This window comes from Nocardia sp. NPDC059240 (genome assembly GCF_042753865.1).
GTDB lineage: Bacteria > Actinomycetota > Actinomycetes > Mycobacteriales > Mycobacteriaceae > Nocardia.
This window is the reverse complement of sequence record NZ_JBHZAC010000012.1, coordinates 96,340-121,941: the sequence shown is the minus strand read 5'-3', so window position 1 is coordinate 121,941 and position 25,602 is coordinate 96,340. Positions and strand designations below refer to the sequence as shown.

The 25,602-nt window shown below is 66.8% G+C and carries 30 protein-coding genes; 7 read left to right on the top strand and 23 right to left on the bottom strand.

What is annotated here, in order from left to right:
* Positions 1–11: 11 nt before the first annotated feature.
* Complete coding sequence (gene fabG / locus ACFXHA_RS35800; protein WP_379364145.1) at positions 12–761, bottom strand: 3-oxoacyl-ACP reductase FabG; 750 nt, start codon at positions 759–761, stop codon at positions 12–14.
* Positions 762–790: 29 nt separating this feature from the next.
* Positions 791–1,942, bottom strand: a complete 1,152-nt coding sequence (locus tag ACFXHA_RS35795) for an acyl-CoA dehydrogenase family protein (protein WP_379364144.1) — start codon at positions 1,940–1,942, stop codon at positions 791–793.
* Positions 1,943–2,083: 141 nt separating this feature from the next.
* On the opposite strand from ACFXHA_RS35795, the gene ACFXHA_RS35790 reads away from it, so the two are divergent.
* A complete protein-coding gene (locus ACFXHA_RS35790) occupies positions 2,084–2,725 on the top strand; it encodes a TetR/AcrR family transcriptional regulator (RefSeq protein WP_379364142.1) in 642 nt (213 codons plus the stop codon).
* Between the two features lie 202 nt (positions 2,726–2,927).
* Positions 2,928–3,329, top strand: a complete 402-nt coding sequence (locus tag ACFXHA_RS35785; RefSeq protein ID WP_379364140.1) for a hypothetical protein — start codon at positions 2,928–2,930, stop codon at positions 3,327–3,329.
* Between the two features lie 111 nt (positions 3,330–3,440).
* Here the strand turns inward: ACFXHA_RS35785 and ACFXHA_RS35780 are convergent, their stop codons facing one another.
* From ACFXHA_RS35780 to ACFXHA_RS35770, 3 genes are read right to left on the bottom strand one after another with little or no spacing between them, the layout of a single operon-like run.
* The gene (locus ACFXHA_RS35780) at positions 3,441–3,887 is read right to left on the bottom strand and encodes a nitroreductase family deazaflavin-dependent oxidoreductase (protein WP_379364138.1); all 447 of its coding nucleotides are present in this window, start codon (positions 3,885–3,887) and stop codon (positions 3,441–3,443) included.
* A 5-nt stretch (positions 3,888–3,892) separates the two neighbouring features.
* A complete protein-coding gene (locus ACFXHA_RS35775; protein ID WP_379364136.1) occupies positions 3,893–4,351 on the bottom strand; it encodes a cupin domain-containing protein in 459 nt (152 codons plus the stop codon).
* Positions 4,348–4,764 (bottom strand): nuclear transport factor 2 family protein, encoded by a 417-nt coding sequence (locus ACFXHA_RS35770; RefSeq protein ID WP_379364135.1) that lies wholly within the window; start codon positions 4,762–4,764, stop codon positions 4,348–4,350. The genes ACFXHA_RS35775 and ACFXHA_RS35770 overlap by 4 nt, the downstream gene beginning before the upstream one ends.
* A 103-nt stretch (positions 4,765–4,867) precedes the next feature.
* Here ACFXHA_RS35770 and ACFXHA_RS35765 point away from each other — a divergent pair, with 103 nt between their 5' ends.
* A complete protein-coding gene (locus tag ACFXHA_RS35765) occupies positions 4,868–5,476 on the top strand; it encodes a TetR/AcrR family transcriptional regulator (RefSeq protein WP_379364133.1) in 609 nt (202 codons plus the stop codon).
* 137 nt (positions 5,477–5,613) lie between these two features.
* Here ACFXHA_RS35765 and ACFXHA_RS35760 read toward each other — a convergent pair whose 3' ends face one another.
* Positions 5,614–6,225: a TenA family protein gene (locus ACFXHA_RS35760; RefSeq protein ID WP_379364131.1), complete on the bottom strand. Its 612-nt coding sequence runs from the start codon at positions 6,223–6,225 to the stop codon at positions 5,614–5,616.
* Positions 6,226–6,332: 107 nt separating this feature from the next.
* Here ACFXHA_RS35760 and ACFXHA_RS35755 point away from each other — a divergent pair, with 107 nt between their 5' ends.
* Positions 6,333–7,244, top strand: a complete 912-nt coding sequence (locus tag ACFXHA_RS35755; RefSeq protein ID WP_379364129.1) for an SDR family NAD(P)-dependent oxidoreductase — start codon at positions 6,333–6,335, stop codon at positions 7,242–7,244.
* Here the strand turns inward: ACFXHA_RS35755 and ACFXHA_RS35750 are convergent.
* The 3 genes from ACFXHA_RS35750 to ACFXHA_RS35740 all read right to left on the bottom strand — a co-directional run bounded on the left by ACFXHA_RS35750 (position 7,241) and on the right by ACFXHA_RS35740 (position 8,911).
* A complete protein-coding gene (locus ACFXHA_RS35750) occupies positions 7,241–7,843 on the bottom strand; it encodes a dihydrofolate reductase family protein (RefSeq protein WP_379364127.1) in 603 nt (200 codons plus the stop codon). The genes ACFXHA_RS35755 and ACFXHA_RS35750 overlap by 4 nt on opposite strands.
* 88 nt (positions 7,844–7,931) lie before the next feature.
* Positions 7,932–8,303: a nuclear transport factor 2 family protein gene (locus tag ACFXHA_RS35745; RefSeq protein WP_379364125.1), complete on the bottom strand. Its 372-nt coding sequence runs from the start codon at positions 8,301–8,303 to the stop codon at positions 7,932–7,934.
* An 11-nt stretch (positions 8,304–8,314) separates the two neighbouring features.
* The gene (locus ACFXHA_RS35740; protein ID WP_379364123.1) at positions 8,315–8,911 is read right to left on the bottom strand and encodes a TetR family transcriptional regulator; all 597 of its coding nucleotides are present in this window, start codon (positions 8,909–8,911) and stop codon (positions 8,315–8,317) included.
* Between the two features lie 70 nt (positions 8,912–8,981).
* Between ACFXHA_RS35740 and ACFXHA_RS35735 the strand changes: the two genes are divergently transcribed.
* A complete protein-coding gene (locus ACFXHA_RS35735) occupies positions 8,982–10,658 on the top strand; it encodes a CocE/NonD family hydrolase (protein ID WP_379364121.1) in 1,677 nt (558 codons plus the stop codon).
* Here the strand turns inward: ACFXHA_RS35735 and ACFXHA_RS35730 are convergent, their stop codons facing one another.
* The 10 genes from ACFXHA_RS35730 to cysD form a co-directional block, all read right to left on the bottom strand.
* A complete protein-coding gene (locus ACFXHA_RS35730) occupies positions 10,659–11,141 on the bottom strand; it encodes a hypothetical protein (RefSeq protein WP_379364119.1) in 483 nt (160 codons plus the stop codon).
* Between the two features lie 113 nt (positions 11,142–11,254).
* A complete protein-coding gene (locus ACFXHA_RS35725) occupies positions 11,255–12,172 on the bottom strand; it encodes a magnesium and cobalt transport protein CorA (RefSeq protein WP_379364118.1) in 918 nt (305 codons plus the stop codon).
* Positions 12,173–12,287: 115 nt separating this feature from the next.
* The gene (locus ACFXHA_RS35720) at positions 12,288–13,643 is read right to left on the bottom strand and encodes a TIGR03118 family protein (RefSeq protein ID WP_379364116.1); all 1,356 of its coding nucleotides are present in this window, start codon (positions 13,641–13,643) and stop codon (positions 12,288–12,290) included.
* A 134-nt stretch (positions 13,644–13,777) separates the two neighbouring features.
* Positions 13,778–14,131: a VOC family protein gene (locus ACFXHA_RS35715; RefSeq protein ID WP_379364114.1), complete on the bottom strand. Its 354-nt coding sequence runs from the start codon at positions 14,129–14,131 to the stop codon at positions 13,778–13,780.
* An 18-nt stretch (positions 14,132–14,149) separates the two neighbouring features.
* Positions 14,150–14,797 carry an NUDIX hydrolase gene (locus ACFXHA_RS35710; RefSeq protein ID WP_379364112.1) on the bottom strand — a complete coding sequence of 216 codons (648 nt, stop codon included), beginning with the start codon at positions 14,795–14,797 and terminating at the stop codon, positions 14,150–14,152.
* 80 nt (positions 14,798–14,877) lie between these two features.
* A complete protein-coding gene (locus tag ACFXHA_RS35705; protein ID WP_379364110.1) occupies positions 14,878–16,011 on the bottom strand; it encodes a sulfotransferase family protein in 1,134 nt (377 codons plus the stop codon).
* An 18-nt stretch (positions 16,012–16,029) separates the two neighbouring features.
* Complete coding sequence (locus tag ACFXHA_RS35700) at positions 16,030–16,827, bottom strand: SDR family oxidoreductase (protein ID WP_379364108.1); 798 nt, start codon at positions 16,825–16,827, stop codon at positions 16,030–16,032.
* Positions 16,824–18,020 (bottom strand): hypothetical protein, encoded by a 1,197-nt coding sequence (locus tag ACFXHA_RS35695; RefSeq protein ID WP_379364106.1) that lies wholly within the window; start codon positions 18,018–18,020, stop codon positions 16,824–16,826. Before ACFXHA_RS35695 ends, ACFXHA_RS35700 begins: the two co-directional genes overlap by 4 nt.
* Positions 18,020–19,882 carry an adenylyl-sulfate kinase gene (cysC, locus tag ACFXHA_RS35690; RefSeq protein WP_379364104.1) on the bottom strand — a complete coding sequence of 621 codons (1,863 nt, stop codon included), beginning with the start codon at positions 19,880–19,882 and terminating at the stop codon, positions 18,020–18,022. The genes ACFXHA_RS35695 and cysC overlap by 1 nt, the downstream gene beginning before the upstream one ends.
* Positions 19,882–20,787 (bottom strand): sulfate adenylyltransferase subunit CysD, encoded by a 906-nt coding sequence (gene cysD, locus ACFXHA_RS35685; RefSeq protein WP_379364102.1) that lies wholly within the window; start codon positions 20,785–20,787, stop codon positions 19,882–19,884. Before cysD ends, cysC begins: the two co-directional genes overlap by 1 nt.
* A 254-nt stretch (positions 20,788–21,041) precedes the next feature.
* Here cysD and ACFXHA_RS35680 point away from each other — a divergent pair, with 254 nt between their 5' ends.
* Complete coding sequence (locus ACFXHA_RS35680; RefSeq protein ID WP_379364100.1) at positions 21,042–21,950, top strand: IclR family transcriptional regulator; 909 nt, start codon at positions 21,042–21,044, stop codon at positions 21,948–21,950.
* Between the two features lie 134 nt (positions 21,951–22,084).
* Entirely contained in the window at positions 22,085–22,315 is a 231-nt protein-coding gene (locus tag ACFXHA_RS35675; protein WP_379364098.1) for a hypothetical protein, read from the top strand.
* 25 nt (positions 22,316–22,340) lie between these two features.
* On the opposite strand, the gene crcB (ACFXHA_RS35670) is transcribed toward ACFXHA_RS35675, so the two are convergent.
* The 4 genes from crcB (ACFXHA_RS35670) to ACFXHA_RS35655 form a co-directional block, all read right to left on the bottom strand.
* The gene (gene crcB / locus ACFXHA_RS35670) at positions 22,341–22,703 is read right to left on the bottom strand and encodes a fluoride efflux transporter CrcB (RefSeq protein ID WP_379364096.1); all 363 of its coding nucleotides are present in this window, start codon (positions 22,701–22,703) and stop codon (positions 22,341–22,343) included.
* A complete protein-coding gene (gene crcB / locus ACFXHA_RS35665) occupies positions 22,700–23,218 on the bottom strand; it encodes a fluoride efflux transporter CrcB (RefSeq protein WP_379364094.1) in 519 nt (172 codons plus the stop codon). The genes crcB (ACFXHA_RS35670) and crcB (ACFXHA_RS35665) overlap by 4 nt, the downstream gene beginning before the upstream one ends.
* Positions 23,219–23,448: 230 nt before the next feature.
* Positions 23,449–24,621: an FAD-dependent oxidoreductase gene (locus ACFXHA_RS35660; protein WP_379364092.1), complete on the bottom strand. Its 1,173-nt coding sequence runs from the start codon at positions 24,619–24,621 to the stop codon at positions 23,449–23,451.
* Positions 24,622–24,733: 112 nt separating this feature from the next.
* On the bottom strand, positions 24,734–25,561 hold the full coding sequence (locus ACFXHA_RS35655) for a helix-turn-helix domain-containing protein (protein WP_379364090.1): 828 nt from the start codon (positions 25,559–25,561) through the stop codon (positions 24,734–24,736).
* Positions 25,562–25,602 lie beyond the last annotated feature (41 nt).

Here is a 25,602-nt window from a genome sequence, read left to right as displayed (position 1 = left end):
ATCTCTCCGAATTAGAGGCGGCGTCCGCCGTCGACGTAAATGGTCTGGCCCGTCACGAAGGAAGCGTTCTCGGAGACCAGGAACGACACCACGTTCGCGATGTCGGCGGGCTCGCCGACGCGGCGCAGCGGGGTGATCTTGGCGGCCTCGGCCCGGAACTCCTCCGGGGAGACACCGACGCGGGCGGCGGTGGCATCGGTCATCTCGGTGACGATGAAGCCGGGGGCGACGGCATTGACATTGATGCCGAACGGACCCAATTCCATTGCCAGCGTGCGGGTCAGACCCTGGATGCCCATCTTCGCGGCGCTGTAGTTGGCCTGACCGCGGCTGCCCAGCGCGGACACGCTGGAGGTGTTCACGATCTTGCCGGACTTCTGCTTCACCATGTACTTCTGCGCCTCCCGCGAGCACAGGAACGTGCCCTTGAGGTGCACCGACATGACCAGATCCCAGTCGTCGACCGACATCTTGAACAGCAGGTTGTCGCGCAGCACGCCCGCATTGTTGACCAGCACGTCCACCGAACCCAGTTCCGCGGCAATGCGTTCGAACGCGGCCTGCACCTGGGTCTCGTCGGTGACGTTGCAGCCCACCGCGATGGCCTGGCCGCCGGCTGCGACGATGGCGTCCACGGCGTCCTTGCAGGCGGCCTCCTCGAGATCGACGATGGCCACGGCGAAGCCGTCGGCGGCCAGGCGGGCGGCGGTGCCCGCGCCGATTCCGCGCGCGGCGCCGGTCACGACTGCGACTTTCGACATGAGTGAATCTCCCTGTCCGTGAGTGGTTCTCAGTTGAAGGCGTTCACGCCGGTGAGGGCGCGGCCGATGAGCAGTTTCTGGATCTGACTGGTGCCCTCGTAGAGGGTGAGTACGCGCGCGTCGCGCAGGTATTTGGCGACCGGGAATTCGTCGATGTAGCCGTAGCCGCCGAACACCTGGATGGCATTGTTGGCGGCCTTCACCGCGGCCTCGCTGGCGAAGAGCTTGGCGACCGACGCTTCGGTGCCGAACGGCTTGCCCTTGCCGATCAGGTCGGCGACCCGCCAGGTCAGCAGCCGGGCGGCCTCGACGTCGACGGCGATGTCGGCGAGGAGTTCCTGGACCAGCTGATACGAGGCGATCGGCTTGCCGAATTGCTCACGCTGCCCGGCATATTCGACGGCGGCCTCGAGGCAGCCGCGTGCGACGCCGACGCAACCGGCGGCCACGCCCATGCGGCCCTTGTCGAGGGCGGCCATGGCGATCTTGAAGCCCTGGCCGAGTTCGCCGAGCCGGTTGGCGTCCGGGACGCGGACCTGGTCGAGGACCAGTTCGGCGGTGGCCTGGCCGCGCAGGCCCAGCTTGCCCTTGATCTCGGTGCGGGTGAAGCCGGGCGCATCCGTGGGGACCAGGAAGGCGGTCACGCCACGCGGGCCGGGGCCGCCGGTGCGCGCGAAGATGATGGCTACATCGGCCCAGGTGCCGTTGGTGATGAAGATCTTGGTGCCCGACAGCAGCCAATCATCGCCGTCCGCAACGGCTTTGGTGGTCAGATTGCCCGCATCCGAGCCGGTGCCGGGTTCGGTGAGCCCGAAGCAGCCCAGCGCCCGTCCGGCGCACAGCCGCGGCAGCCAGTCACGCTTCTGCGCCTCGGTGCCGTAGGTCTTGATGGTCTTGCCGACCAGTCCGAGCGAGACCGACACGATGCCGCGCACCGAACTGTCGCCGCGCCCGAGCTCCTCGAGCAGCACGCAGTAGTCCAGCGCGGTGCCGCCGGAGCCGCCGTACTCCTCGGGGATCTCGATGCCGAGAAAGCCCATATCGCCGAGCTTCCCGACAATGGCGGTGTCGACCGATTCGGCCCGATCCCAGGCGGCGGCGTACGGGACGACCTCTTTGTCCACCCAAGCCTTGGCCAGGTCGCGCAGCTCGCGCTGCGACTCGCCGAGTTCGAAGTCCATGGTGCCGATAGCTCCTAACCGAACGTTGTTAGGTTTACTACTCGAAGCTATCCTAACAGTGTTCGGTTATCAAGGAAACGGTGATAGGTTCGACCCTCACCGGGGGATCAGCAGGGGTTCGCCACAGCAGGAGGTGCGTCGATGGCCAGGCCGAAAGTGCCACTGCTGAGCCGCGAACGCATCCGCGAAGCCGCGCTCACCCTCATCGACCGCGACGGCCTCGCCGAACTCTCCATGCGCAAACTCGCCGCCGAACTGGGCGTGCAAGCCGCCTCCCTCTACACCCACTACCCCACCAAGGACGCCGTCCTCGACGACATCGCCGGCGGCATCATGTCCCGAGTCGACACCTCCGCCTTCGAATCAACCGACTGGCGCACCGGCCTCACCTCGTGGGCCCGCTCCTACCGCGAGGCTCTCGTCCGCCACCCCAACTTCGTCGCCTACCTGGCCGCAGGCCCCGGTACCCGCGAAGAGAACCTCCGCCACGCCGACGCCGTCCACGGCGGCCTCGTCGCCGCAGGCTGGCCCCCACGCGACGCCACCATGATCGGCGCCGCCACCCGCTACCTAGTCATGGGCGCCACCATGGGCTCCTTCTCCCGAGGCTTCGTAGACGACATCCAGGTCTACCGAGACCGCTACCCCCACCTAGAACAAGCCCACCTCCTCCGCGCCAAAGCAGACGAAATCGACTCGGAGAGTTTCGAACTAGCCCTAACCGCCTTCACCGACGGCCTCCAACTCCGCTACAACGCCCTCCCCCACCGCCACCCCGCCTAACCGAACACCGAGTGGCACAAAAAGCCGGACAAATGAGGCGAAACCCCTCCGGAATGTGCCACTCGGCGATGTCTGGACGCGCCCGCGAGGGTTGTGATGCAACCCGGATGGGAAGTGGCCTTTATCCGCAAGGAATCACGGAACAATAAGGTCGACTGGTCGCGATCGTCCAAATCGTAAAACGCGAGGAGACCCGGCTGAAATGACAAACAGTTCTTGGATCATTCTCCCCTCGTCGGTGACCTTGGAAATGGTGCGCTGCGCACTGGCGCCGCTGGGCGATTCGGTGTCCTACTACGACCCTGATTCGCCAACTCAACTGCGGATCGAATACCCCGAACCGTGGCCGACCAACGATCGGATGGAGGTCGACGACGACCTCGCGACGATCGATGAGGTCATCGAGGATATGCCGGAGCACCTGAGGTCCAGGATCCCGGATCCGGTCTATTTCATCCTTTGGCAGCACGGGCTGGACCGCGCCGAGGAGATCCTGAGCACGCTCGCGCGCAGCACACTGGCCCACGGGCCGATGATCATCGCTCCACACGGGTGCAAGTTCTACGAACCCGCGGAGTATCTCGCACTGCCCGAAAAGTGGTGACAATCAGCAGTTTCAGCTCAGGCGGCACCAAGCGGACGCCGCATTGTGAATCTCTAGAGGCATGATGACTCTTCGCCGCGAAGCCATCGCCGCCCGCCGCTGCCAACCCAATCACGCTGGTATTACTCGAAAAATCGCTATTCGATCCGCGGCGGCCATCACGGTTGCCACGTCGGCCCGCGCCGTCAAGCCACTCCTGACGAACAGTTCGGCCACCCGTTTCGGGCTGTTCAGCACGTGGTCGTGCAGTAGCGGACGTCGTTCCGGGATCGGCACCTCGACCAGCCGGACCGTCGAAGACCTGCGGCCCCGGCTCAGAGTCACCGTTTCCGTGCTGCGTGCGTTGGTCACCCACGCGGCGCTCGGATATACCTGAATGATGTAGCGCTGTCCCGCAATCGACACGACATTGATCGGAGCCGTGCGCGTCAGACCGGTTCGGCGGCCGGGCATCGTCAACAAATGTGTAGGGCCCCAGGCGATCCCGATCCGCTGTAAGCTGACGATGACCTTATTGAACTGCCGGACTCGGCGTTTGAGCTCGGTTGCCTCAGTCATGTCGTTCACTCCCCGATCGATTCCGACGCGGTCGACGCCGCACAGTTCGGGGCCGGTGTGTCGACCGATGTCGGCATGCCTGTCGGCTGGATGTAGAGCACGTCCATGACCACAGGCTCCGACCCCTCGTTGCGTCCGTCGTGCACGTTGCCGGGCCCCGGCGGCTCGGAGCTGATATCGCCGGGACCGTGGATTCCGTTGAGCGCGCAGTCCGGACCGTAGTGACTCAGAGTTCCGCTGATCACGTGGACGTATGCCGCCCCATCCTGGTAGTGCCACCCGGTCGAGCCGCCGGGCGCGAGGGTGTACTCGCGCAGCACGTAGTCGCTGTCGCCGACGTGTCCCTGCCCGAGCAGCCTGGCCGAGATCCCTTGTCCCGGTGTCGCAGCCGCCGTAGCCCCACAGCCGACTGCCGCAACGCCGACGATCGCGGCCGTGATGGCCACGCGCAGAGCCGATTTCATCGGTTCGTCTCCCCCAGTAGGTCTTTCAGAATCCCGGGGTTGGCGTAGTCGCGGAAGAGCACGATCTCACCGTCCCGGATCCGGAGGATCTGAATGGACGTCGTCGTGAACGACCGACCCGTCGTGGTCATGGTCGCCGTTCCCCGCATCTCCACGATCACCAATTCCGGGTCGTCGGTCCGGTAGAGCTCGGCCACGTCGTAGCTGTCCAGCCGCATCGGCGAGGTCGTCACGCGCCGCGCATACGCCCGGATCGCCTCCCGGCCCTCCAGTCGCCGGGGAGCGTCCGGCCCGGCGAAGGGCATTTCGATCACCGCGTCGAGCGAGTACAACTCGGCGAGGCCATCGGCGTCACCGTTCATGGTCATGCGACGACGTCGGTCCAGGACGTCAGCGGGCGTTGCAGATGACATGTCGGTAGTCCCCCGTCAGACTTCGAAATTTCATTGAACAAGCGTTCATTGAACGACGGTACAACGAAAATGGAGGCGCGGTCAATATGCGTACGATGGGCCGATGACGACTCCCCGGCCTGGTTCGCGGGCCGAGCAGGCCCGGCTCAGCGAGGCCCGCATCCTCGACGCCGCTGCCCAGGCTTTTTTCGCCGACGGGTACGAACGGACCACCATCCGCGCGGTGGCCTCGGCGGCGGGAGTCGAGTCCGGGCTGGTCATGCATTATTTCGGCTCCAAGCAGGAGCTTTTCCGACGGGTGATCGAAGCCGCTCCGGCACCCGAGGTCACCGCGGCACCCGGTCAGGCGGCCGAGCAGATCCTCGCCAACCTCGCCGACCGCTTGACCGACGAGCCCGTCGCGTCACTGAGCATGTTTCGTTCCATGCTGACCAATCCCGAAGCGGCCGATGCCGTCAGCGCCGCCATGGCCCGCTACCGAGCACAGATCGCCCACACCATCCCCGCCGAGGACGCGGAGCTGCGGTCCGCCGTCATCAGCGCCGTGATCCTCGGCGTCATCATGTCGCGACACCTCGTCAAATCCGACGAACTCGCCGACGCCGACCCGGAACACATCATCCGGCTACTACATCCCTGCATGCTCGCCCTAACCGCCGACGACGCCGCCCCCGCAACCTCGACTCACCAAGAGCCAGGCCGAGACTCATAGGCCGAGGACAGGACGACTGGCTTCAGCCCACACAAACCCCTCGTGATGGGGCAATTCTGGCCAGTTTCCATGGCGGACTGTGGGATCCGGCCAGTCAGGACCTCGGCGAAGTTGCGAACGCGATCGACCAGAACGGGTCAGCCGCGGCTGGGCGGCACGTCCCAGAAGGCTAGTTCGTGGCGCATGCCGGTGAGGAACAGGGCTTCGGCGTTGTCGCCGGCTGCTTCGTCGAGCATGTGAGCGCAACGGGTGGTGAGGGCTGCGAAGGCGGGGTCGGCGTAGGTGTCGATCCAGCGGCGGTAGCGGGGGTCGGCGGGCGGGGTTCGGGCGAGGATGGCGCCGAGGGTTGAATAGCCCCACATGCAGGGGTAGAGGGCGGCTAGGCCGTCGGCGTACGTTGCGGCCGAATCCAGTAGGAACGCAGTGTATTTCGTGCAGGGGTCGCCCTTGGTGGCGCCTTCCAGGTCGGCGCCGAACTCTGCGGCCAGGCCGCGGTGCAGTGAGAGTTCGTCGTGGAAGGTGTTGTGCGCGAGGTCGACCAGGTCGCCGAGGTGGGCGGCGGGTGCCTGCCAGGCGAGGCGGGAGAAGACTCGGACGTAGTCGAGTAAGAAGAGGTAGTCCTGTTCCAGCCAGGAGCGGAACACGGGGTCGGGGAGGTCGCCTTTCGCTATCCCCACCACGGTCGGGTGCGCCAGTTGCTCCTCGACCAGCGGGCGGCCGAGCTGCTCCAGATGTGCGGCAAGACTCATACGAGAAGTTTCTCCTACTCCCCGATGGTCGCGACGGCGTGGAGGTCGCCGGGCCACGACAGCCGGATGTGAGGGTGGTGCAAGGAGTGGAGGCGAGGGTTGGGGGTATGAGCTGGGAGAGCGGGCTTCGGGCCGATGGGAAGACGTTTTTGGTGACCGGTGCCAATGCGGGGATCGGGTACTTCGCCGCGGAACAACTCGCGGCCAGGGGCGCGACCGTGGTGCTGGGTTGCCGCGATACCGGCAAGGCCGAGTTGGCGATGCAAGTGATCCGGTCACGCGTCGAGGGCGCGCGGTTACGCAGTGTGCGGCTGGATCTGGCGGACCTGGCTTCCCTGCCCGCGACCGTGGATGCGCTCGGTGTCGACAGCTTGGACGCGGTGGTGCTCAATGCCGGGATCCTGTTGTCGGAGCCGGAACGGCGCACGAGCCCGCAGGGCCACGAAATGATGTTCGCGACAAACCATCTCGGGCATTTCGCACTGGTTGCCCACCTGGCGCCGGTCCTAGCCGCTACTACCGGGAGCCGGGTAGTCACGGTGGGGAGCTTTGCGGCCCGGTCGGAGCGGCTGGATCTGGATGACCTGCAGTCCGAACGGGATTATCGAGCCAAGCGCAGTTACGGGCGGTCGAAGCTCGCGCAGATGATGTTCGGGTTCGAGTTGGATCGCCGACTGCGGGAGCAGGGTGCCGACATCGCCAGCGTCGTCGCCCACCCCGGTGGCGCGCTGGACGCACTGACTCCGGCGCGCCCACCGCTGTTCTCCCGCAGCCTCGCCCAGCGCCTCTACAGCCTTCCCGCGCGGACGGTGCTGCATGGCAAGCACGCGGGTGCCCGCATCATCGTCCGCGCGGCACTGGATCCCGAGGTCGTCGGTGGCCAACTGTGGGGGCCCGAGGTCTTCGGCCTCCGTGGCCGACCGGTTCAGGAAAACCCACTGCCCCATATGACCGACGGTGACACCGCAGCCAAGCTGTGGACCGCCAGTTCAGCCCTCACAGGTGTCGAATTCGTTTAGGAGATATGAGTTTTCGCCTCGTCATAGCCGACGGGCGTGGGAGCTTCGGCAGGACCGTAGACCAGGTGGAGAACGCCGGTCTTGAAGGTGGTGGCCGAAAGCAGTTGCAGCGGAATCGGAGTGCCTTCGTCGAAGAGCCGCATCGCCCCGTTGCGCAGGACGATCGGATGGACGAACAGATGCAGTTCGTCGATCAGAGCGGCGGCCAGCAGTTGCTGGACGATGGAAGTCGACCCGCTCAGCGTGATCTCGCCACCCGCCTCCGCCTTCAGCGCGGTAACCACCTCGACCAGATCCCCTTGGGGCTGTTCGGAATTGCGCCACGACAGATCGACCGTCCCATGCGAGAACACAACCTTCCGCATATCCCCCAACGCCTTCGCGAACCCCGCATCCTCCCCACCCGCAGCCTCCCGCTCCGGCCAAGCCCCGGCGAACCCGTCATAGGTCACCCGCCCGAACAACATCGTGTCCGCCTCGGCCGCCAGCACCGACACCCCCTCCCCCATCTCCTCGTTGAAGTACGGGAAGTGCCAATCCTGCGGATCGGCGATCACGCCGTCGAGCGACATGAACATGCCAGCGGTGATCTTGCGCATCGTTGTGCTCCTTGCCAGTTCGTAATGAGGTCGGCCGCGCGGTTACCTCCTACGACGCCCCTCGCGCCCCGAACTAATCGGCAGCGGGTCAGGAAGGTTCGGGACTCGAGGTGATGAGGGTGTAGAGCTCGGTGATGCGGCCGTTGTGGGTGCGGGCTATGTCCATGCCGGTGACGAGGGCTGGTTGGGTTGGGGGGCCGTATTGGAAGGCGAGGTGGCCGATGTCGTCTAGTTCGGAGGCGGGGCCTGCGGGGTGGAAGATCCAGCCGGGGGTTTCGGCGAGCATTTCGGTGGCTCGGTGTTCGAATTCTTTGCGGCCGTGGTTGATTCGGTCGGGTTCGTGCCAGATGACGTCTTCGGAATAGGTTTCGGCGATGACGGCGGCGCGGCGGGTGGGGTCGGGTTCGTTGAAGACGTCGAGGAGGTTGCGGCGCATGAGGTCGACGGGGGTGAGGGGCATGGCGGGGCCTTTCATCGGCGGGGCGGTGGGAAGAGGGTGGCGGTGAGGGCGGGGGTGAAGGTGCGGATTAATTCATCGGCGGGCATGGAGGCGGTGGGTTCGAGGCGGAGGACGTAGCGGGCGTGGAGGAGGCCGAGGGCCTGGGTGGCGAAGAGGCCGGCGCGGGCCCGGGCCCGGGTGCCGCCGAGGTGGTCGGCGAGGACGGTGATCAGTTCGCGGTCGATCATTTCGCGGATCCCGCGGGCCAGGTCGGGGTCCTGGACGGACGCACCGAGGACGGTCCGGACGGCTTGGCCGCGGATCGGATCGTCCCAGGTGGCGAGCAGGGAGGTCAGGACGCGGCGGGCCAGACCGGCGGGGTTGCCGGGCAGGGCGGCGGCCAGCAGGTCGGCGGGACTTTCCGGCAGCGTCATGGCGGCGGCGAAGAGGCCGCGCTTGGAACCGAAGAAGTAGCTGATCAGGGCGGCGTCCACACCGGCGTCGGCGGCCAGGGAACGCATGGTCACCTGCACGTAGCCCTCGGCTAGGAAGCGGCGGCGGGCCACGTCGAGGATGGCCTGCCGAGTGTCGGGTGCGCCGAAGCGCCGGCCGCGCGCCGGTTTATTCATCACCGTTGAACTTAGCCCGTAGCACGCGTCACCGTGGGCAGGAATCACTCACGAGTGGAAGGCGGAACCGATGGGCAGCGCGCGAATCCGACGACCCGATGCGATGCGCCGGGCCGGTCGCCGCATCGTCAACCTGATGCGGCCCGGGGTCGACATCGTCCCCGCGCCCGAGGTCCGGGCCGACTACGACGTCGCGGTGCCCGTGCGCGATGGAACAGTGTTGCGCATCAATGTCTTTCACCCCGATACGCCCGGCCCGCACCCAGTGATCATGTCGGCGCACCCGTACGGCAAGGATCGGATGCCGTTGCGCGGCAGGCACGGTCGCGGAATCTCGGGCCAGTACCGGCTGATGCCGCAGCCCGGCCGGGTCCGCTTCAGCGACCCGACCAGCTGGGAAGCGCCGGACCCGCAGGTGTGGACCGAGCACGGTTACGTGGTGGTCAATGCGGATCTGCGTGGCGGCGGCACCAGCGAGGGCATCGGCTCACTGTTCACCGAGCAGGAAGCGCAGGACTACTACGACCTCATCGAATGGGTTGCGGCACAACCGTGGTCGACCGGAAGGGTGGGTCTCGACGGTGTCTCGTATCTGGCCTTGAGCCAGTATCGGGTGGCCGCGCTGCGCCCGCCGCACCTGGCCGCCCTGTGCGTGTGGGAGGGATTCAGTGACTTCTACCGGGATTTCGCATATCCCGGCGGAGTACGCGAGGACGGTTTCAGCGTGTTCTGGAGCAAGGCGACGGCCCGCGCGGCCCGGGTCTCCGACGATATTCGCGCCGAGATCCTGCAACGTCCCGACCGCGACGACTGGTATGCCGACCGCACCCCGGCGCTCGAGCGGATCACCGTGCCGATGCTGGTGTGCGCGTCCTTCTCCGATCACAGCCTGCACAGCCGCGGCAGTTTCGAGGCCTTCCGCCGCGCCGGTTCGCCCCGCAAATGGCTCTACACCCACCGTGACGGGAAGTGGTCGCACTATTACGGCGAGCAGGCGACGGCCGAGCGAATTCGCTTCTTCGACCACGTCTTACGGGATGCCGACAATGGCTGGGCCGAGCGCCCCGCCGTCCGCATCGCGGTCCACGAGGAGCGGCGCAACCCGGCCCAGATCTACTACTCCGACGAGTGGCCACCCGCCGACGCGGAGACCGCCACCCTGCATCTGCGCACCGAAGGACTGCTCACCGACACTCCGGATCCGGTCCCGCAGCAACGCCCGTTCCACACCGGCCGCGAAAGCCTGTCCTGGACCTGGACCGCGCCAACCGATCTCGACATTCTGGGCCCCGCCGCCCTGCGCCTGCGGCTGGAACTCGCCGACGCCGAGGACCTGAATCTCTTTGCCGTACTTCGCAAGTTCCGCGACGGCCGCGAGATCTGCTTCGAGGGCTCCTACGGTTTCGACGCCGATGTGGTCACCAAGGGCTGGCAGCGCCTGGCCCACCGCACCCTGGACCCGACCCTGTCCACACCACTGCAGCCGGTGCACACCCACCACAAGCCCGAGCCGCTGACTCCCGGCGACCTGATCTCGATCGATATCGCCCTGCTCCCGCACGCCACCCGCCTGCGCGCCGGGGAACAACTGCGCTTGGAAATCAGTGGCCGCTGGCCGTTTTCCCGCGACCCACTGCGCGGTCAGTTTCCCGCCTGGTACCGGCAGAGTCCGGATACCCGCTGCACCATCCACACCGGCCCGACCGCGCCGAGCACACTCACCCTCGGCTGGCGACGAGTCCCGTGATCAGACCGGCAGCAGCTGCCGGATGAGCTTCCAGCGCAACGGGATCACGCCTTCGGTCCGGAAGGCCCGCAGCAGCGACACCGCCGCGTGATGCGGGGCCGGGCTGATCGGAATGCCCGCCGCGGCCACCTGCCACGGCAGTGGATGCCGCGGGTCGGGCAGTGCCATCGCCCGCATTCCGAGGGCGCGGGCGTCCATCAGGCCCTCGGTGGAACCGAGCAGCGCGACCACGTTTCCCGGTGCCATGCCCAGCGATTCGAGCGCGATCTCCAGCAGGTCGGCGGGCCCGTCGGCGGGGTCGCCGACGACGATGCTGGACACCTGGTCGAACAGGTCGGGTAGCTGATCGGTCAGCGCCGCGACGTGGCGGGCGGGCTCGGTGGTGGCGACCACCACCGGAACATAACCGGCGAGGACGCGCACCAACGCGTCCGAGCCGTCCATCAGGGCCCCGTCGAGATCCATGACGACCGCAGCGATCATGCCGAGCTCCTCACCTCAAAATCAGGACAAACCAGTCACCAGCCTAGGTGAGAATCGCATCGCGAGGGGTGCGAAGGAGTAGCTGCGGATAGATATATCGTTCGCGCGGAGCGCTACAGCCAGTCGTTCTTGCGGAGCCGCCAGTACAGGACGCCGCACAGGGTGGCGATCAGGATCAACGCGTAGGGATAGCCGAGGGTCCACGACAGTTCAGGCATGTGCTCGAAATTCATGCCGTAGATGCCCGCGATCATGGTCGGTATCGCCGCGATCGCCACCCAGGCCGAGATCTTGCGCATATCGATGTTCTGCTGCAAGCCGACCCGGGTGAGGTTCGCGCTGAGAATGCTGTCCAGCAGCGACCGCAGCCCTCGCACGCGCCCGGCCATGCCGCGCACCTGTCGATCCATCTCCCCCAGGCCCGCCGACGCCAGCCACGCACCGTAGGGGTCCTCCCCCATCCAGGCGGGAATCTTGCGGCGCACCAACCGTTCCAAGGGTTCGTCGCCGAGCGGGGTGATCACCTGCTCCAATTCGGCTACGGCGCGGCGCAATTGGTAGATCCGCTCGACCGGATTGCCGCGCTCGTTCGAGAAGACTTCCCGCTCGACCTGCCGGATATCGCGGTCCAGCCCCTCCAGCACCGCGAGGTAACTGTCCACCACCGTGTCGGTGGCGGCATGGAATGCCGCCAGCGATCCGCCCTCGGCCGCGGCCACACTTGCAGCCAGCGCCGCAGTGATGGGTGCGTTCGGAGCCGAGATCGTCACGAGGAATTTCGGCCCGACCGCCAGCACGACATCGGTCAGTTCGACGGATTCGCCGCCGAGCGCATAGCGGCCCGCCCGCAGGGCCAAGATCACCGCGTCACCCGACACGGTCAGGATCGGCCAGTAGGGTTCGGCCAGCGCGGCTTCGAATGCGCTTGCCTCCAGCCCGATTTCCGCTTCGATGCGCGCCAATTCGCTGTCACTCGGTTCACCCGCGGCAATCCGGGTGAAGCCGTTTCCTGCCTGCTCTCCATCGCTCACAGCAGGCGAGGGTACCAACCGCCGGTGTACAGCGCCCATACAGCAAATCCGCGAACGAGATCGGGCCCCGAGCTGGAATCAGCTCGGGGCCCGAGGCTTTCGCGCGATCGGCCGCCTACTTCAGACGGAGGCTGCCGAACAGCCCTTCCTTCTCGTCGTTCGGACCGGCCGTGAAGTAGAGGGCGTTGGCGTCGCCGAGGCTCTCACCGTTGCCGAACATCAGACCCCACAGGCCGTCGATCTCGGCGGGCTTGCCGTCGGCGTCACGCAGGTAGTCGACGAACTTACCGCTCTGGTCGTCGAGCGCCAGGATGTGGCCCGCGCCACCGAAATTGCCGATCAGCAGCTTGCCCGAGAGCGGCCCGAAGCCCTGCGGGGCGAGGGTGACGGCCCACGGCGCGTTGAGGCGGCCGTCGGCGTCGAGGGTGCGAACCAGCTTGCCGTTCTTGTCGAACTCGGCGACCTGACCCTTCTTGGCCTTGTTGCCCGCGTCCTTCTCCTGGCCCTTGTCGAGCTTGTCTTCCTCGCCCGCCTTGAGCTTGTTCGGGTCGCCGCCCTCGGACTGGGTGACGGCGTAGGTGACGAAGACGCGGTCGCCGATGGTGGCGACATTGAACGGCGCGGGATCGCCGACCTTGATCTTCTTGCCCTTCGAGGCGTCGGCCGGGTCGACGGCGTCACCGGTCGCGAACGGGTTGGCGAAACCGGTGGTGGGCACCAGCTTCCAGTCCTTGTCGAAGGTGCGGACCTGCGGGTCCTTGCCGAAGTCGGCGGCCAGCAGCTTGCTGCCGGACGGGTCCAGGGCCAGGCCCTTGAACTTCATGCCCGCCGCGGTGCCGTCGTATTCGAGGACGGCCGGGCCGTCGTGGCGCACGATGGCGCCGGCCGCGCCCTGCTCGGTCCAGCCGGAGATCTTGCCGGAGTCGGCGGCGAAGATGAATCGCGCCGAGCCGGTGAGCTTCTCGTCCTTGCCGTCGTAGCTGACCGGCTGATCCTTCACCAGGAAGATGTCGGAGGTGATCGGGGCCGGGTTGAAGATGACGCCGGTGACCTTGCCCTCGGAGTCGTCACCGTCGTCGTCCGGGATGGAGTCCGCGCCCGGGATGGTGACCAGCTTCAGCGGGTCCTGGAACATCTTCTGGTACTTGGCATCCGGCGACTGGGTGACGTCACCGACGAACTGGAACGAGTAGCCGCCCGCGCCGACCCAGAAGTGCCCGCCCGCGCCCTTGGGCCGGTCCGCGATGCCCCAGGCATTGATGAAGTTCTTGTCGGTGAACTGCGCCTTGTCCGACTCCTTGTTGGAGGCGATATTGACCTGGGCGTAATGGTTTCCGTCGAGCGCCTTCACGTCGTCGTTGTTCGACTTCGTGCTGCTGCAGGCCGCCGCCATCACCAGTGCCGCGCCCACTGCCGATACGCGCAGCAGGGTCTTCCGCACCGGCGGCATAGCGCTCGAGCGTCCGTTCATCTCAGGTCCTTCTTCCAACAAAACGCCCAGGTGCGGCGTTAGGTGATGCTAACCATAGCTGGAAGAAAAGGCGGTGTCGTTAGGGGACCCTCATTTCCATTCGGAAACGACGGTTTTCGCTGGTAGGGCCATATTCAGTAGTACTGAACCAGGCAGAATTCATGCCCTTCGGGATCGGCCATCACGACGACAACCCCCTCGGGATAGTCGTGCCGTTCCCCGGTGGACCGCCCGCCGAGCTCGACGACCTGAGCCATTCCCCGCTCGATCTCGTCCACGGCCACATCCAGATGCAACCGCACCTTCCCGGCCTTCGGCTCGCGCACCGGCTGAAAGATCAGCCGAGGCTGCGCGTCACCGGGTTCCCCGAGGTAGACCCACCCGGGCTCGGACGGCCCCCCTGGCCGATCCAGCAGGGCGCTCCAAAACCCCGCCACCCGTTCGACATTCACGCAGTCGACCGTGACGCCTACCCACCGATTCCCCATACCCCCAGTCTCCCACCCTTACTCCCAGGCGAAGCGGGGCTGATCCAGGTGATCGACGCGAGTGGTGCGGCCGTGGAGGGCCACCTCTCGAAACTGGTACATGATCGCGGCGGTCGGGGCATGCAGGTGACCGCCGAGCATGGGGAGCTTGATCGCGAGCCGGTCGGAACCCGGGACCGGCACGAACACCGGTTCGACATCGAGATCGGCGAGCGAGATCCAGTGCACCACGGCCACTTCCGCGGGATTGGGATCCAGGATCGGGGCGGGCCCGACCCAGGCCACCACGGGCGTCATGACATACCCGGAACGGGTCGGATAGTCGTCGAGCAGCCCGAGCACCGCCGAACGGGGCAACGCGATCCCCAGCTCCTCATGCAATTCCCGCAAGGCCGCCGTCTCCGCATCCTCACCCGGATCCAGCTTGCCGCCCGGCAGCGCGAACTGCCCCGCATGCGCCCGCAGCCCCACCGACCGCTCCGTGAGCCAAATCCCCAGTTCCCCACCACGATCCGCGATCGCGATCAACACCGCGGCAGCCTTGCGCCCGTCCAGCTCGAGCGCTCGCCGCGGAAAGGCACCCAGCCGTTCGCCGACCGCTTCCTGCAGGCGACCGGCAGGCCCACCATTCCGCTGGTCCCCGCCCGTGTCCGCATCGACCGTCATCCCTCGAACCTAGATCATGCGGCGGCGCAGACGACAACGACCGGTCACGCCGAGGCGCGACCGGTCGTCGGAGGGGTCGGTCAGAGCTGGAATTCGGCTCGGACCTGGTCTTCGGTCAAGCCGTAGTCGGCGAGGGAGTAGCGGTGAGCCGGTTTGCGGTCGCCGGACTTGCTCTCCTCGTCGAGGGTGGTCATGGCCGTGCGGGCGTCACCGGTGTAGTCGAGACCGAACGTGGAGTAGATCTTCTCGACGGTGGCGAACGGGTCCGCGCGCAGTTCGTCGAACTCGATGTCCAGGAACTGGTCCGGGTTGTATCGCGCACGGGCCGTGTTGAACTCGCGCAGGCCACGCGACCACAGTTCCAGCTGCGAGGAGCCGATCTTGTCGCCGACGAAGGTGGTGGACCAGCCCTGCGTGGTCGCCTCCGAGAGGCTGCACGAGGAACCGACGATGGTCACCGGGTCGCGATGGGTCTGGATGATCAGCGCGTCCGGGTACACCTTCATGAGTGAGTCGAGGGCGAAGAGGTGGCTGGGGTTCTTCAGGATCCAGCGGCGCTCATCGCCGAGACCGATCAGTTGCAGGTTCTTCTTGTGCCGCGCGTAGGCGTCGGTCCAGTCCTGCTTGCGCAGCCACTCCGAGTAGGTCGGCAGGTAGGCGAGCGACTCGTAGGAGATGGATTTCACCGTCTGCCGCAGCAACTGCCAGCATTCCTCGGGCTCGGCCGCGGTCATGTAGTGCAGGCCCATGTATTCCGGATTCTCGATCCGGTGCTGGGCGAACCCTTGGTCGACGGCCTGGTAGACGGGATTGTCGGCCCAGGTGTCGCGCGGCGGGCGCGGCTGCGGGAAGTCGGCCAGCCACATTTCCAGGGCCTGGTGCTGCGGGTCGGCGGCGAGCAGGCGGTGCAGGGCGGTGGTGCCGGTGCGGGGCAGCCCCGTGACGAAAATCGGCCTGGTGACGCGAGTTTCGGTGTGGGTCGGGTGCGCCGCCCACGAGGCTTCGCTCAGCGCACGGGCGACCAGCGCCCCGCGCAGGAAGTAGCGGCTCATCTTGGAGCCGAGCTCGGTGAGCCCGCCATCGCGCTGGTAGGACTCCAGCAGGACGCCGAGCGCCTCGAGATAGTCGTCGGACCCGAAATCGGTGAGCCCGCAGACCTTGGACGCCGAGTGGTGCAGATCCTCGACGGTGCCGACGTTGGTACGTCCGGTCATGGTGGTGAAACTCCTAGCTCAGACGTGGTATTCGCCGCAGTTGACGTCGATGGTCTGCCCGGTGATGGCATTGGCGAACGGCGACGTCAGGAACACGATGGTCTGCGCGATCTCGTCGGGCAGCGGCAGCCGCTTGAGATCGGACTTGGATGCGGTCTGCTGGTAGACCTGCTCCTCGGTGATGCCGTACTTCTTGGCGATCTCGCTGAAGTACCACTTGAGCTGATCGGTCCAGATGTAGCCGGGCAGCACGCTGTTGACGCGAATGCCCTTCTCCCCCAGCTCGGTCGCGAGGGTCTGCGACATGGCCAGCAGCGCCGCCTTGGCGATCTTGTAGCTGCCGTAGCGGGGTTCGGAGTGCCGCAGCACCATCGAGTTCACCATGACGATCGAGCCCTTGGTCTCGGCCAGCGCATCGGTGAACGCCTGTGTCATGCGCAGATTGCCGAGCACGGTGAGATCCACGCTCTCGCGGATCTGCTCGAAGTCGGTGCGCGCCAACGGCTTCATGGACGGCACCTTGAACGCGTTGTTGATCAGCGCGTCGACCCGGCCGAACGTCTCGAGGGTCTGCTTGGCCAGGTTGGCGACCGTGGCCTCATCGGTGATATCGGTGGGTACGCACAGGGTTTCCGCACCGCCCTCGGCCGCGATCTCCTCGGCGACCTCTTTCAACTTGGCTTCGGTGCGTGCCGCGAGCACGACCTTGGCCCCGGCGGCCGCGGCCTCCAGTGCGATGGAGCGTCCCAAACCGGGCCCGATACCGCTGACCACGACAACCTTGTCGGCCAGCAGCCCCGTCTTCAGACGGCTCATCCCAGCATCCTTTCCGCGAAGGCGCGCTGACGGTTCGCGATTCGTTCGCGCCATCCGGCCTCGTCGATCCGATTGTGTTCGAAGTTGGGCAGTTGTTCAGCCACTTTGTCGAAAGGCACGAGCTCGATCGTCGGCCCGTCCTCCGGCGTCATCGGCCGGTCCACCCGCTGCCAGCGGAACTGCAGAATGCCCAGCTTGCGCCCGGTGGTCTCGATCCAGTTGGCGACGCCCGGATTCCGCGCCGAGACGACCATCCGGATCATCCCGTCCGGATCCACCTGCGCCTGCCGATGATTCAGCGAGGTCTGGTGGTTGACGTAGTCCAGCGAGATGTACCACCGGCTGCCGAGCTGGAAACCCTGATACGGCGCATCGGATTTCGGCACGGTGATGATCAGCGCCTGATCGTCCTCGAGTTCGAAATGCCCCACCGAGGAGTACTGCGTGCTCAATCCGCCCGGCGTGAGCCGCGGTTCGGTCAAGGTGTTGACCGGCAGATTCAGGTAGAACCACTTGGGGAAGTTGAACCAGGTGTGCACCCGGGTCAGCAGCATCCGACCGGCCGCCCGGTACCGCTTGCGCAGCACATCCACGCCCGCCTCGACCGGCGCGGTGCCGACGGTGTCGATCCGCTCGATCCGAATGGTGCCCTTGCGCTCGGCATTCCAGTCGCCGTACACCTCGCGCACGGCCAGCATGGACGCGCCCTCGGCCAGCACGAAATAGTTCGGACCCGGATTCTCCTTGGGCGGCCCGAAGCGCAGCTGGTAGCTGCCGTCCTCGTTGATCTGCAACCGCCGATCGTCGAAGGCGTCGTCACCGTTGGGCACGTCGGAGGCGGTGTAGTCGCCCTTGAGCACCTGGAAGCTCAGATCGACGGTGTTGCCGCGCACGCCGGTGAGCAGGTATTCCGCAGTAGGCTCGACATTGGCGCTGTAGTACAGCGTGTCCGGGTTGTCGAGGCCCATCTTGGTATACGGCCCGGTCGCGGTGACCAGGTACGGGTGCGAGGTCCCGTGGGCTCGCGACAGCTGCAGCACCGCGGCGATACCCGCTTGCAGGTAGTCGTACCCCTCCGCCAGGTCGTGCGGGTCCCGGATGAAATCCGCTGACGCGATGAGCTTCTCGGCCTCGGCGACGGCCGCGAGGAACGGCTCGGTGAGCGGCAGCTCGGCGTTTTCGATGTCTGTCATCAGCTTTCTGCGATCCCTAGTGATTCTCGAATTCGGCGGGCGATCTCGGACGGCGTCCCGTCCGAGGGGAGGATGGTCAGGTCGGCGTACTCCGGCCGCTCGTACGGCGAACTGACACCGGTGAATTCGGGCAGTTCCCCGGAGCGGGCCTTCTTGTAGAGGCCCTTCGGGTCGCGCAGTTCGCACTCTTCGAGCGGGGTGTCGACGAAGACTTCACGGAACGGCAGATGCCTGCCGTCGTGCAGTTTTCGCGCTTCGCGGCGTTCGGCGCGGAATGGGCTGATGAGCGAGACGATGGCGACCACGCCGGCGTCCGCGAACAGCGCCGCGACTTCGGAGACCCGGCGGATGTTCTCGCGCCGGTCCTCGTCGGTGAAGCCCAGGTTCTTGTTCAGTCCGTGCCGCAGATTGTCGCCGTCGAGCAGGTAGGCGGGCTGCCCGGACTCGATGAGCTGACGCTCCAATTCGACTGCGATGGTCGACTTCCCGGAGCCCGACAGCCCGGTCAGCCACACGGTCGCGCCGGTGCTGAGCCGCTGCCCGCGTTCCACGGCGGAGCTGTGCCACACCACATTCGACGCCTTGTGCTCGACCCGCGGTGTGCCGGTGGAGCGTCCGGTGATCATGCCCGCGGCGACGGTCTGATTGCTGGTCTCGTCGATCAGGATGAAACTGCCGGTGGCCCGGTTCTCACGGTACGGGTCGAACAGCAGCGGCTGCCGGCTCTTCAACGAGACACGCCCGATGTCGTTGAGCCCCAGGGCTTCCGCATCGGTCTGCCGGTGCAGGGTGTTGACGTCCAGCCGATAGTCCAGCTCGGCCACCTCGATCTTCGAGGTCTGGGTGGCGGTCCGAATGGAGTACGAGTTCCCGGCCCGCAGCTGAACATCGTCGGAGAACCAGCACACCATGGCGTCGAGTTCCCGGTCGGCGTGCGGCTGGTTGCCGGGCCGGGCGAGCATATCCCCACGGCCGATATCGATTTCGTCGTCGAGGGTCAACGACACCGCCATCCCCGAGAACGCCTCCTCGACCTTGCCGCCGCCCGGACCCCAGATCTGAGCGACCCGGCTGGTACGGCCGGAAGGCAGCACGACCACCTCGTCGCCAGGCTTGAAGATGCCGCCCGCCACGGTCCCCGCGTAGCTGCGCTGGTTCTCCCCGTGCGGCCGGATCACGTACTGCACCGGCAGCCGGTTGTCGATCAGGTTGCGGTCGGAGGCCACGTGGACTTCCTCGAGGTGCCGCAGCAACGGCGGGCCCGGATACCAGTCGGCGGTGTGCTCGGACGGATCCACCACATTGTCGCCGTGCAGCGCCGAGACCGGGATGAAGCTCAGATCGCCGACATCCAGCTTGGTAGCGAAAGCCGCGAACTCCGAACGGATCTCCTCGAACCGCTGCTCGGACCAGTCGACCAGGTCCATCTTGTTCACGCACAGCACCAGGTGCCCGACGCCCAGCAGCGAGGACAGGAAGGCGTGGCGGCGGGTCTGCTCGGAGACGCCCTTGCGGGCGTCGACCAGGATGAGCGCCAGATCCGCGGTGGACGCGCCGGTCACCATGTTGCGGGTGTACTGCACGTGCCCGGGTGTGTCGGCGATGATGAATTTCCTTCGCGGCGTGGCGAAGTAGCGGTACGCGACATCGATGGTGATGCCCTGCTCGCGTTCGGCGCGCAGGCCGTCGGTCACCAGCGACAGGTCCGGCCCGTCACTGCCGCGAGAGAGGCTCGCGCGCTCGATGGCATCCAGCTGATCGCTGAACAGGCTCTTGGAATCGAACAGCAGTCGCCCGATGAGCGTCGACTTGCCGTCGTCGACGCTGCCGGCCGTGGCCAGGCGCAAAAGGTTGCGGCGCATCAGAAGTAGCCCTCTCGCTTGCGATCTTCCATGCCGGACTCGGAGATACGGTCGTCGGCGCGGGTGGCGCCGCGCTCGGTGAGGCGGGTGACCGCGGTCTCGGCGATCACCTCGGCCGGATCGGCGGCACTGGATTCGACACAGCCGGTGCAGTCGGCGTCACCGAGGGTGCGGAAGCGGACCGAAGCCTCGAACCGCTGCTCGTCCGGACCGAAGGTCAGGAACCGGTTGTCCGCCAACAGCATTCCGTCCCGCTCGACCACGGTGCGGCGGTGCGCGTAATACAGCGGCGGCAACTCCACCTCGGCCTGGGCGATGTACTCCCAGATATCGAGCTCGGTCCAGTTCGACAGCGGGAACACGCGAATGTGCTCGCCCTTCGCATGCCGCCCGTTGTAGAGGTTCCACACCTCCGGCCGCTGCGCCCGCGGATCCCACGCGCCGTATTCGTCGCGGAAACTGAACACCCGCTCCTTGGCGCGCGCCTTCTCCTCATCGCGCCGCGCGCCGCCGAAGACCGCGTCGAAGCGGTGCTCGCGAATGCTGCGCAGCAGCGTGGCCGTCTGCAGCCGGTTGCGGGTCTCGCCCGCTTTTTCGGTGACCCGGCCCGCGTCGATATCGTCCTGCACCTTGCCGACCAGCAGCTGGGCGCCCAGCCGCTCGACCGTGCGGTCCCGGAAGTCGATGACCTCGTCGAAATTGCGCCCGGTGTCGATGTGCAGCAGCGGGAACGGCAGCGGCGCGGGCCAGAACGCCCGCCGCGCCAGTTCCAGCATGACCGCGGAGTCCTTGCCGCCGGAGAACAGCAGCACCGGCCTTTCGAAGGTGGCCGCCACCTCCCGAATGATGTGCACCGATTCCGCCTCCAAGGCGTTCAGGTGCGACAGCTCATATCCCGCGCGCATCTCTTCTCAACCCACTCGTCGCGTCGCCGGCTCCGTGTCGTCCCGGAATCATCCGAGGCTTGCGGTGTCGAATATTCGACGCTATTGTTCGATTATGTGACACCGACGATAGGTCGGTACCCGGGCCGCGGTCAATACCCGCGCCCGAATTCCCGCACACCCGAACCACTCCGATGCGGATGACCGATACCCCGACCGATACGATTCCCCCGAGACCACCCGGGCCGCCGGGACCGACACCAGCAGGGATCGAGTTGCCTGAATCCACCACCGCCCCAGTAGCTTCCGGCCCGGGCACGGCGACCGAACCGGCTTCCGCCGCCTCGCCGCCGACCCACCGGGTGGTGCAGGCCATCGAATTGCTGTCCCGACATACCGGCGAGCGGCTGTCGCTGGCCCGCATCGTGCGCGCCACCGGCATGTCCCGCGCCACCGCGCACGCTGTGCTCACCCAGCTCACCGCCGACGGCTGGACCGTGCGCGACGGCGACGGAAACTACAGTCTCGGACTGGGTTTGCTGACCGTGGCGCGCCGCGCCGACACCGCCTTCCCGCTCCGCCGACTGGCCCTCGACGCCCTGCACGGCCTCGCCGACGACCAGCGCGTCCCGGTATTCCTGGCCGAACGTGAGATAGACGCCATTGTCATCACCGAGGTCATCGGCACCCCGTCGGTCCCCTGGATCCGCCCCGCCCGCCGCATGCCGTTCGCCCCGCCGGTCTGCCGCGAATTCATCGCCTGGGCACCGGAATCCGAACGCGCCACCTGGCTCGCGGGCGCCGACCCCCTGCACCGCCCCCGCCTGACCGCCGTCCTCGACGTCATCGCCACCCGCGGTTATTCCGTCGAACGCCTAGCCGACGAATCCGCCCCCATGCTCGAGGCCCTGGCCACCCTCCGCCACTCCCCCGTGACAGACCCGCTCCGACATCGCCTGTCCGCCATGATCGCCGACCTCATCACCATCGACTACCTCCCCGACGAACTCGGCGACCACAACGCCGTCGTCTCCGTCGCGGCCCCCATCTTCACCCCCGACGGCACGGTCATCGCCTCCATCGTCTCCTGCCCGGACACCAACCTCTCCGCGTCCCGCCTGCAAGACCTGGCCACCGCCACGATCTCGGCTTCGACCGCGGTGACGAAGACGCTGCGCGCCTGAACCCCCGTGCGGATTTCGTCAAAATCGTCCCATCTCATGATGTTTCGCTTTACCAGCGCTATACGTTCGCCTTACTTTCACCTGGAAACAACAGCTAGCGGCCACGTCGCAGTGGCCGGAACGGGAGAAGTTCGGTGAACGGGAAGATTCTCGATTGCGCGGCTGTCGCCGCGGTCGTGGTCACCTTCTTCGCAGTCGCGATGGTGCACTCCGGAGTCGCGAACCTACTGGTGGCCTTCTTCGGGGCGATCGCCCTCGGCTACTACAACGTCTACGTTCGACACGACCCGGCACTGGTCGACGCCACCCGGGGCGCTGAACACACCCTCGACCACTCGACCACCCTGCGTGCCGCCTGGCGCTGATCCCACACCGCCGCAGCACTTTCGGTCAGGCGAGGAGGGCTTGGGCGGTGGTGTAGGCGAGCAGGGTCGCGCCCAGGCCGGCGATGACACTGACCACGATATTGAGTCCGGCGTAGAGGTAGGCGCGTTGTTCGGCCAGCCGGATGGTTTCGTAGCTGAAGGTCGAGTAGGTGGTGAGCGCGCCGCAGAAACCGGTGCCCAGCACCAGCATCCACGGCGTGGACAGGGCCGCGCCGGAGATCGCGCCCAGCACCAGGCAGCCGGTCAGATTGACGGTGAAAGTGCCCCAGGGGAATACGCTGTCGTGCCGGGTCTGCACGGCACGGTCGGTGAGGTAGCGCAGCGGTGCGCCGATCATGGCGCCCAGGGTCACGAACAACAGAGTCATGCGGCGGCCCCCGATTCGGTGCGGCGGGTGGCTCGGTAGGCCCAGCGGGTCAGGCCGATCGCGAGGATGGTGGCCAGCAGCGCGCACACCAGGGTCACGCCGAAATAGGCGAAGGCGGTGGCCACGGTGTCGGGGCGCAGCAGGGCGCGGGTGTCGTTGGCATAGGTGGAGAAGGTGGTGAAGCCACCCAGAATGCCGACCCCGAGGAACGGGCGCACCAGCGGATGGGCGACCCAGATCTCGGTGACCGCGACCATGAGGACGCCGATCAGGAAGCAGCCGATCACATTGGTCACGAAGGTCGCCCACGGGAAACCGCCCGCCGGTGTCGGCCACAGTTGCGCGAGTCCGTACCGGGCCAGCGCGCCGACCGCGCCACCCACCGAGATCACCGCCAGGATCGCGCCGTGCGTACGCGACAACTCCCGACGCTGCTCCGGCTGATGAATATCGATATCGGGGTCGACGGGTGCAGTGTTTTCGACACTCCCGGGCGTGGTCAGCTCACTGGTCACAGACGTCTCCTACTCCATACCGCCGCAGCGGATCATTGGGGTAGGGACTGTTGGTGGCGATGCCACGGTTGTTCCGGATCAGATCCGGAGCGGCGAGCCCCACCGCCGCAATCGCATCCACAATAGTCAACGACCCGCGCCGACCGGGCCGGTCGTGAACGGAATCACAGCCCCGCAACGCGCACGCCGGCCCGCGCCGTGTGGCGCGGGCCGGTGAATTCCGTTGCCGGTCAGCGGTTCCCGAGCTCCGAGAGCTGGTAGGCCAGGGTGCGACGGAAGGCCGGGATGCGGGCGACCGTGCTGATGATCAGGTTGCGGACCAGGCGGGCGGGCAGCGGGCGCAGGGTGGCCATGCGGGTGACGCGGTCGGTGAACTTCACCACGCCCAGAGCGACTGGACGGCGGGTGGTTTCGTACTCGTCGAGGGTGGCGGCGGGGGCGCCCGCGACGACGGCGGCCAGCAGGCGGCCGAGCAGGGCGGCGTCCTGGATGCCGGTGTTCATGCCCTGACCGCCGGCGGGGCTGTGCACGTGGGCGGCGTCGCCCGCCAGCAGCAGGCGACCGGCCCGGTAGTGGTCGGCGACGCGGTGGTGGACGCGGAAGCGCGAGCTCCAGATGATCTCCTGCACCTCGACGTGTGCGCCGGGGCGGCGGGCGTCGACCAGCGCCTGCACGTAGGCGAGATCCTGATGTTCGGGGGCGTCGGCGACGGTCGCGACGATCCGGTAGCGGTTGGGCTGCGGGTCGGGCAGCGGCGCGACCACGGTGACGCCCTCCGGCGAAAGGTGCAGCGACACCTCGTCGCGCGGGTCCGGCCAGGTCATGCGGACGTCGGCGAGGACGAAGGATTCGGGGTAGGTGGAGCCGGTGAAGCCGATGCCCTCGGCCTCGCGGACCACGCTGTGCATGCCGTCCGCGCCGATAACCCAGTCCGCGCGAATCGAATTCGCGGTGCCGTCGGCGTCGGTGTACTCGACGGTGACGCCGTCGGCGTCCTGGGTGACGGCGGTGACCTCGGTGTGGCGGTACACCTGCCCGCCCGCCTTCTCGAGGCGCGCCAACAGGATCGCCTCGGTAGATTCCTGACCGATCATCACGGTGTAGGGGTATTCGGTGGGCAGTCCGGCGAAGGAGATGTGGGCCAGTGCGCGGTCGCCGTCGTGCATCACGAAGTTGGGCACCACGATTCCGTGTTCGAGCAGCTGCTCGGTGACGCCGAACTCTTTCAGCACCTCGAGGGTCCGAGCGTGCACGACCACCGCGCGGGAGGTGTTCGCGCCCTCGGCCAGCTTGTCGAGCAGCACCACGTTCACGCCCGCATCGGCGAGGGCGATGCCGGCGGTCATTCCGGCGGGACCGGCACCCACGATGACGACCGAGGCGGTTGCGGGGACGGTGTTCATGACGACTCCTGAGATTCTGCCAACACCTGTTGGCCAACGTCTGTTGAATTAGACGATACGACCCGGTCGCAGCCATGTCAACAGTTGTTGGCCAACATTCGTTGGCGGCTTCTCAGCGGTCGGTGACCCCGGCCAGCGACTGGAACACGCTCGCGGTCCGGGTGTTGGGCGTCGCGCAGTAGACGATCACCCGCTGATCGGTATCGGAGACGTGCAGCACCTGACAGTGGAAGTCCAGCGCCCCGAAATCCGGATGCCGCACCCGCTTTCGATGCGTCCGCCGCACCTGCACATCGTGCGCGGCCCACATCTCGGCGAAACGCGCTGAGGTGCCCAGCATTTCGGTCACCAGCGCCGACAACTCCGGATGCCCCGGATACCGCGCGCACGCCGCCCGCAGATCCGCCACCACGGCGCGCGCGAAGTCGCGGGTATCGGCGTCCGCCCACTGCGGATGATCGGCCGCCTCCCGAAACATCCACCGCACCATATTCCGCTCACTCCCCGGCACCCCGTCGAGATCACCGAGAAACGGCCCCGCCGCCCGATTCCACGCCAGCACCTCATAGGTCGCGTCCACCACATAGGCGGGCGCCGCCAAACTATCGAGAATCACCTGAATAGGCTGCGCCACACTCCGATTCGGCCCCGCGGTCGACGGCGGCTGCTCCCCCGCCACCCGAAACATGTACTCCCGCTCGTCGACCGTGAGCATCAACGCCCGAGCCAGCGCCGCGAGCACCTGCCGTGACGGCTTCGCACCCCGCGCCTGCTCCATCCGGATGTAGTAGTCGACCGAGATACCCGCCAGCTGCGCCACCTCCTGCCGCCGCAACCCCGGCGCCCGCCGGTTGAACCCCTCGGGCATGCCGACATCACCGGGCGTCAGCCGATTACGCCGAGCCTTCAGAAAAGCCGCGAGCTCACTCCTGTCAGCCATGGCTCAAGTGTGGGCCGATGTCCCGGCTTTGGGGGGTACAA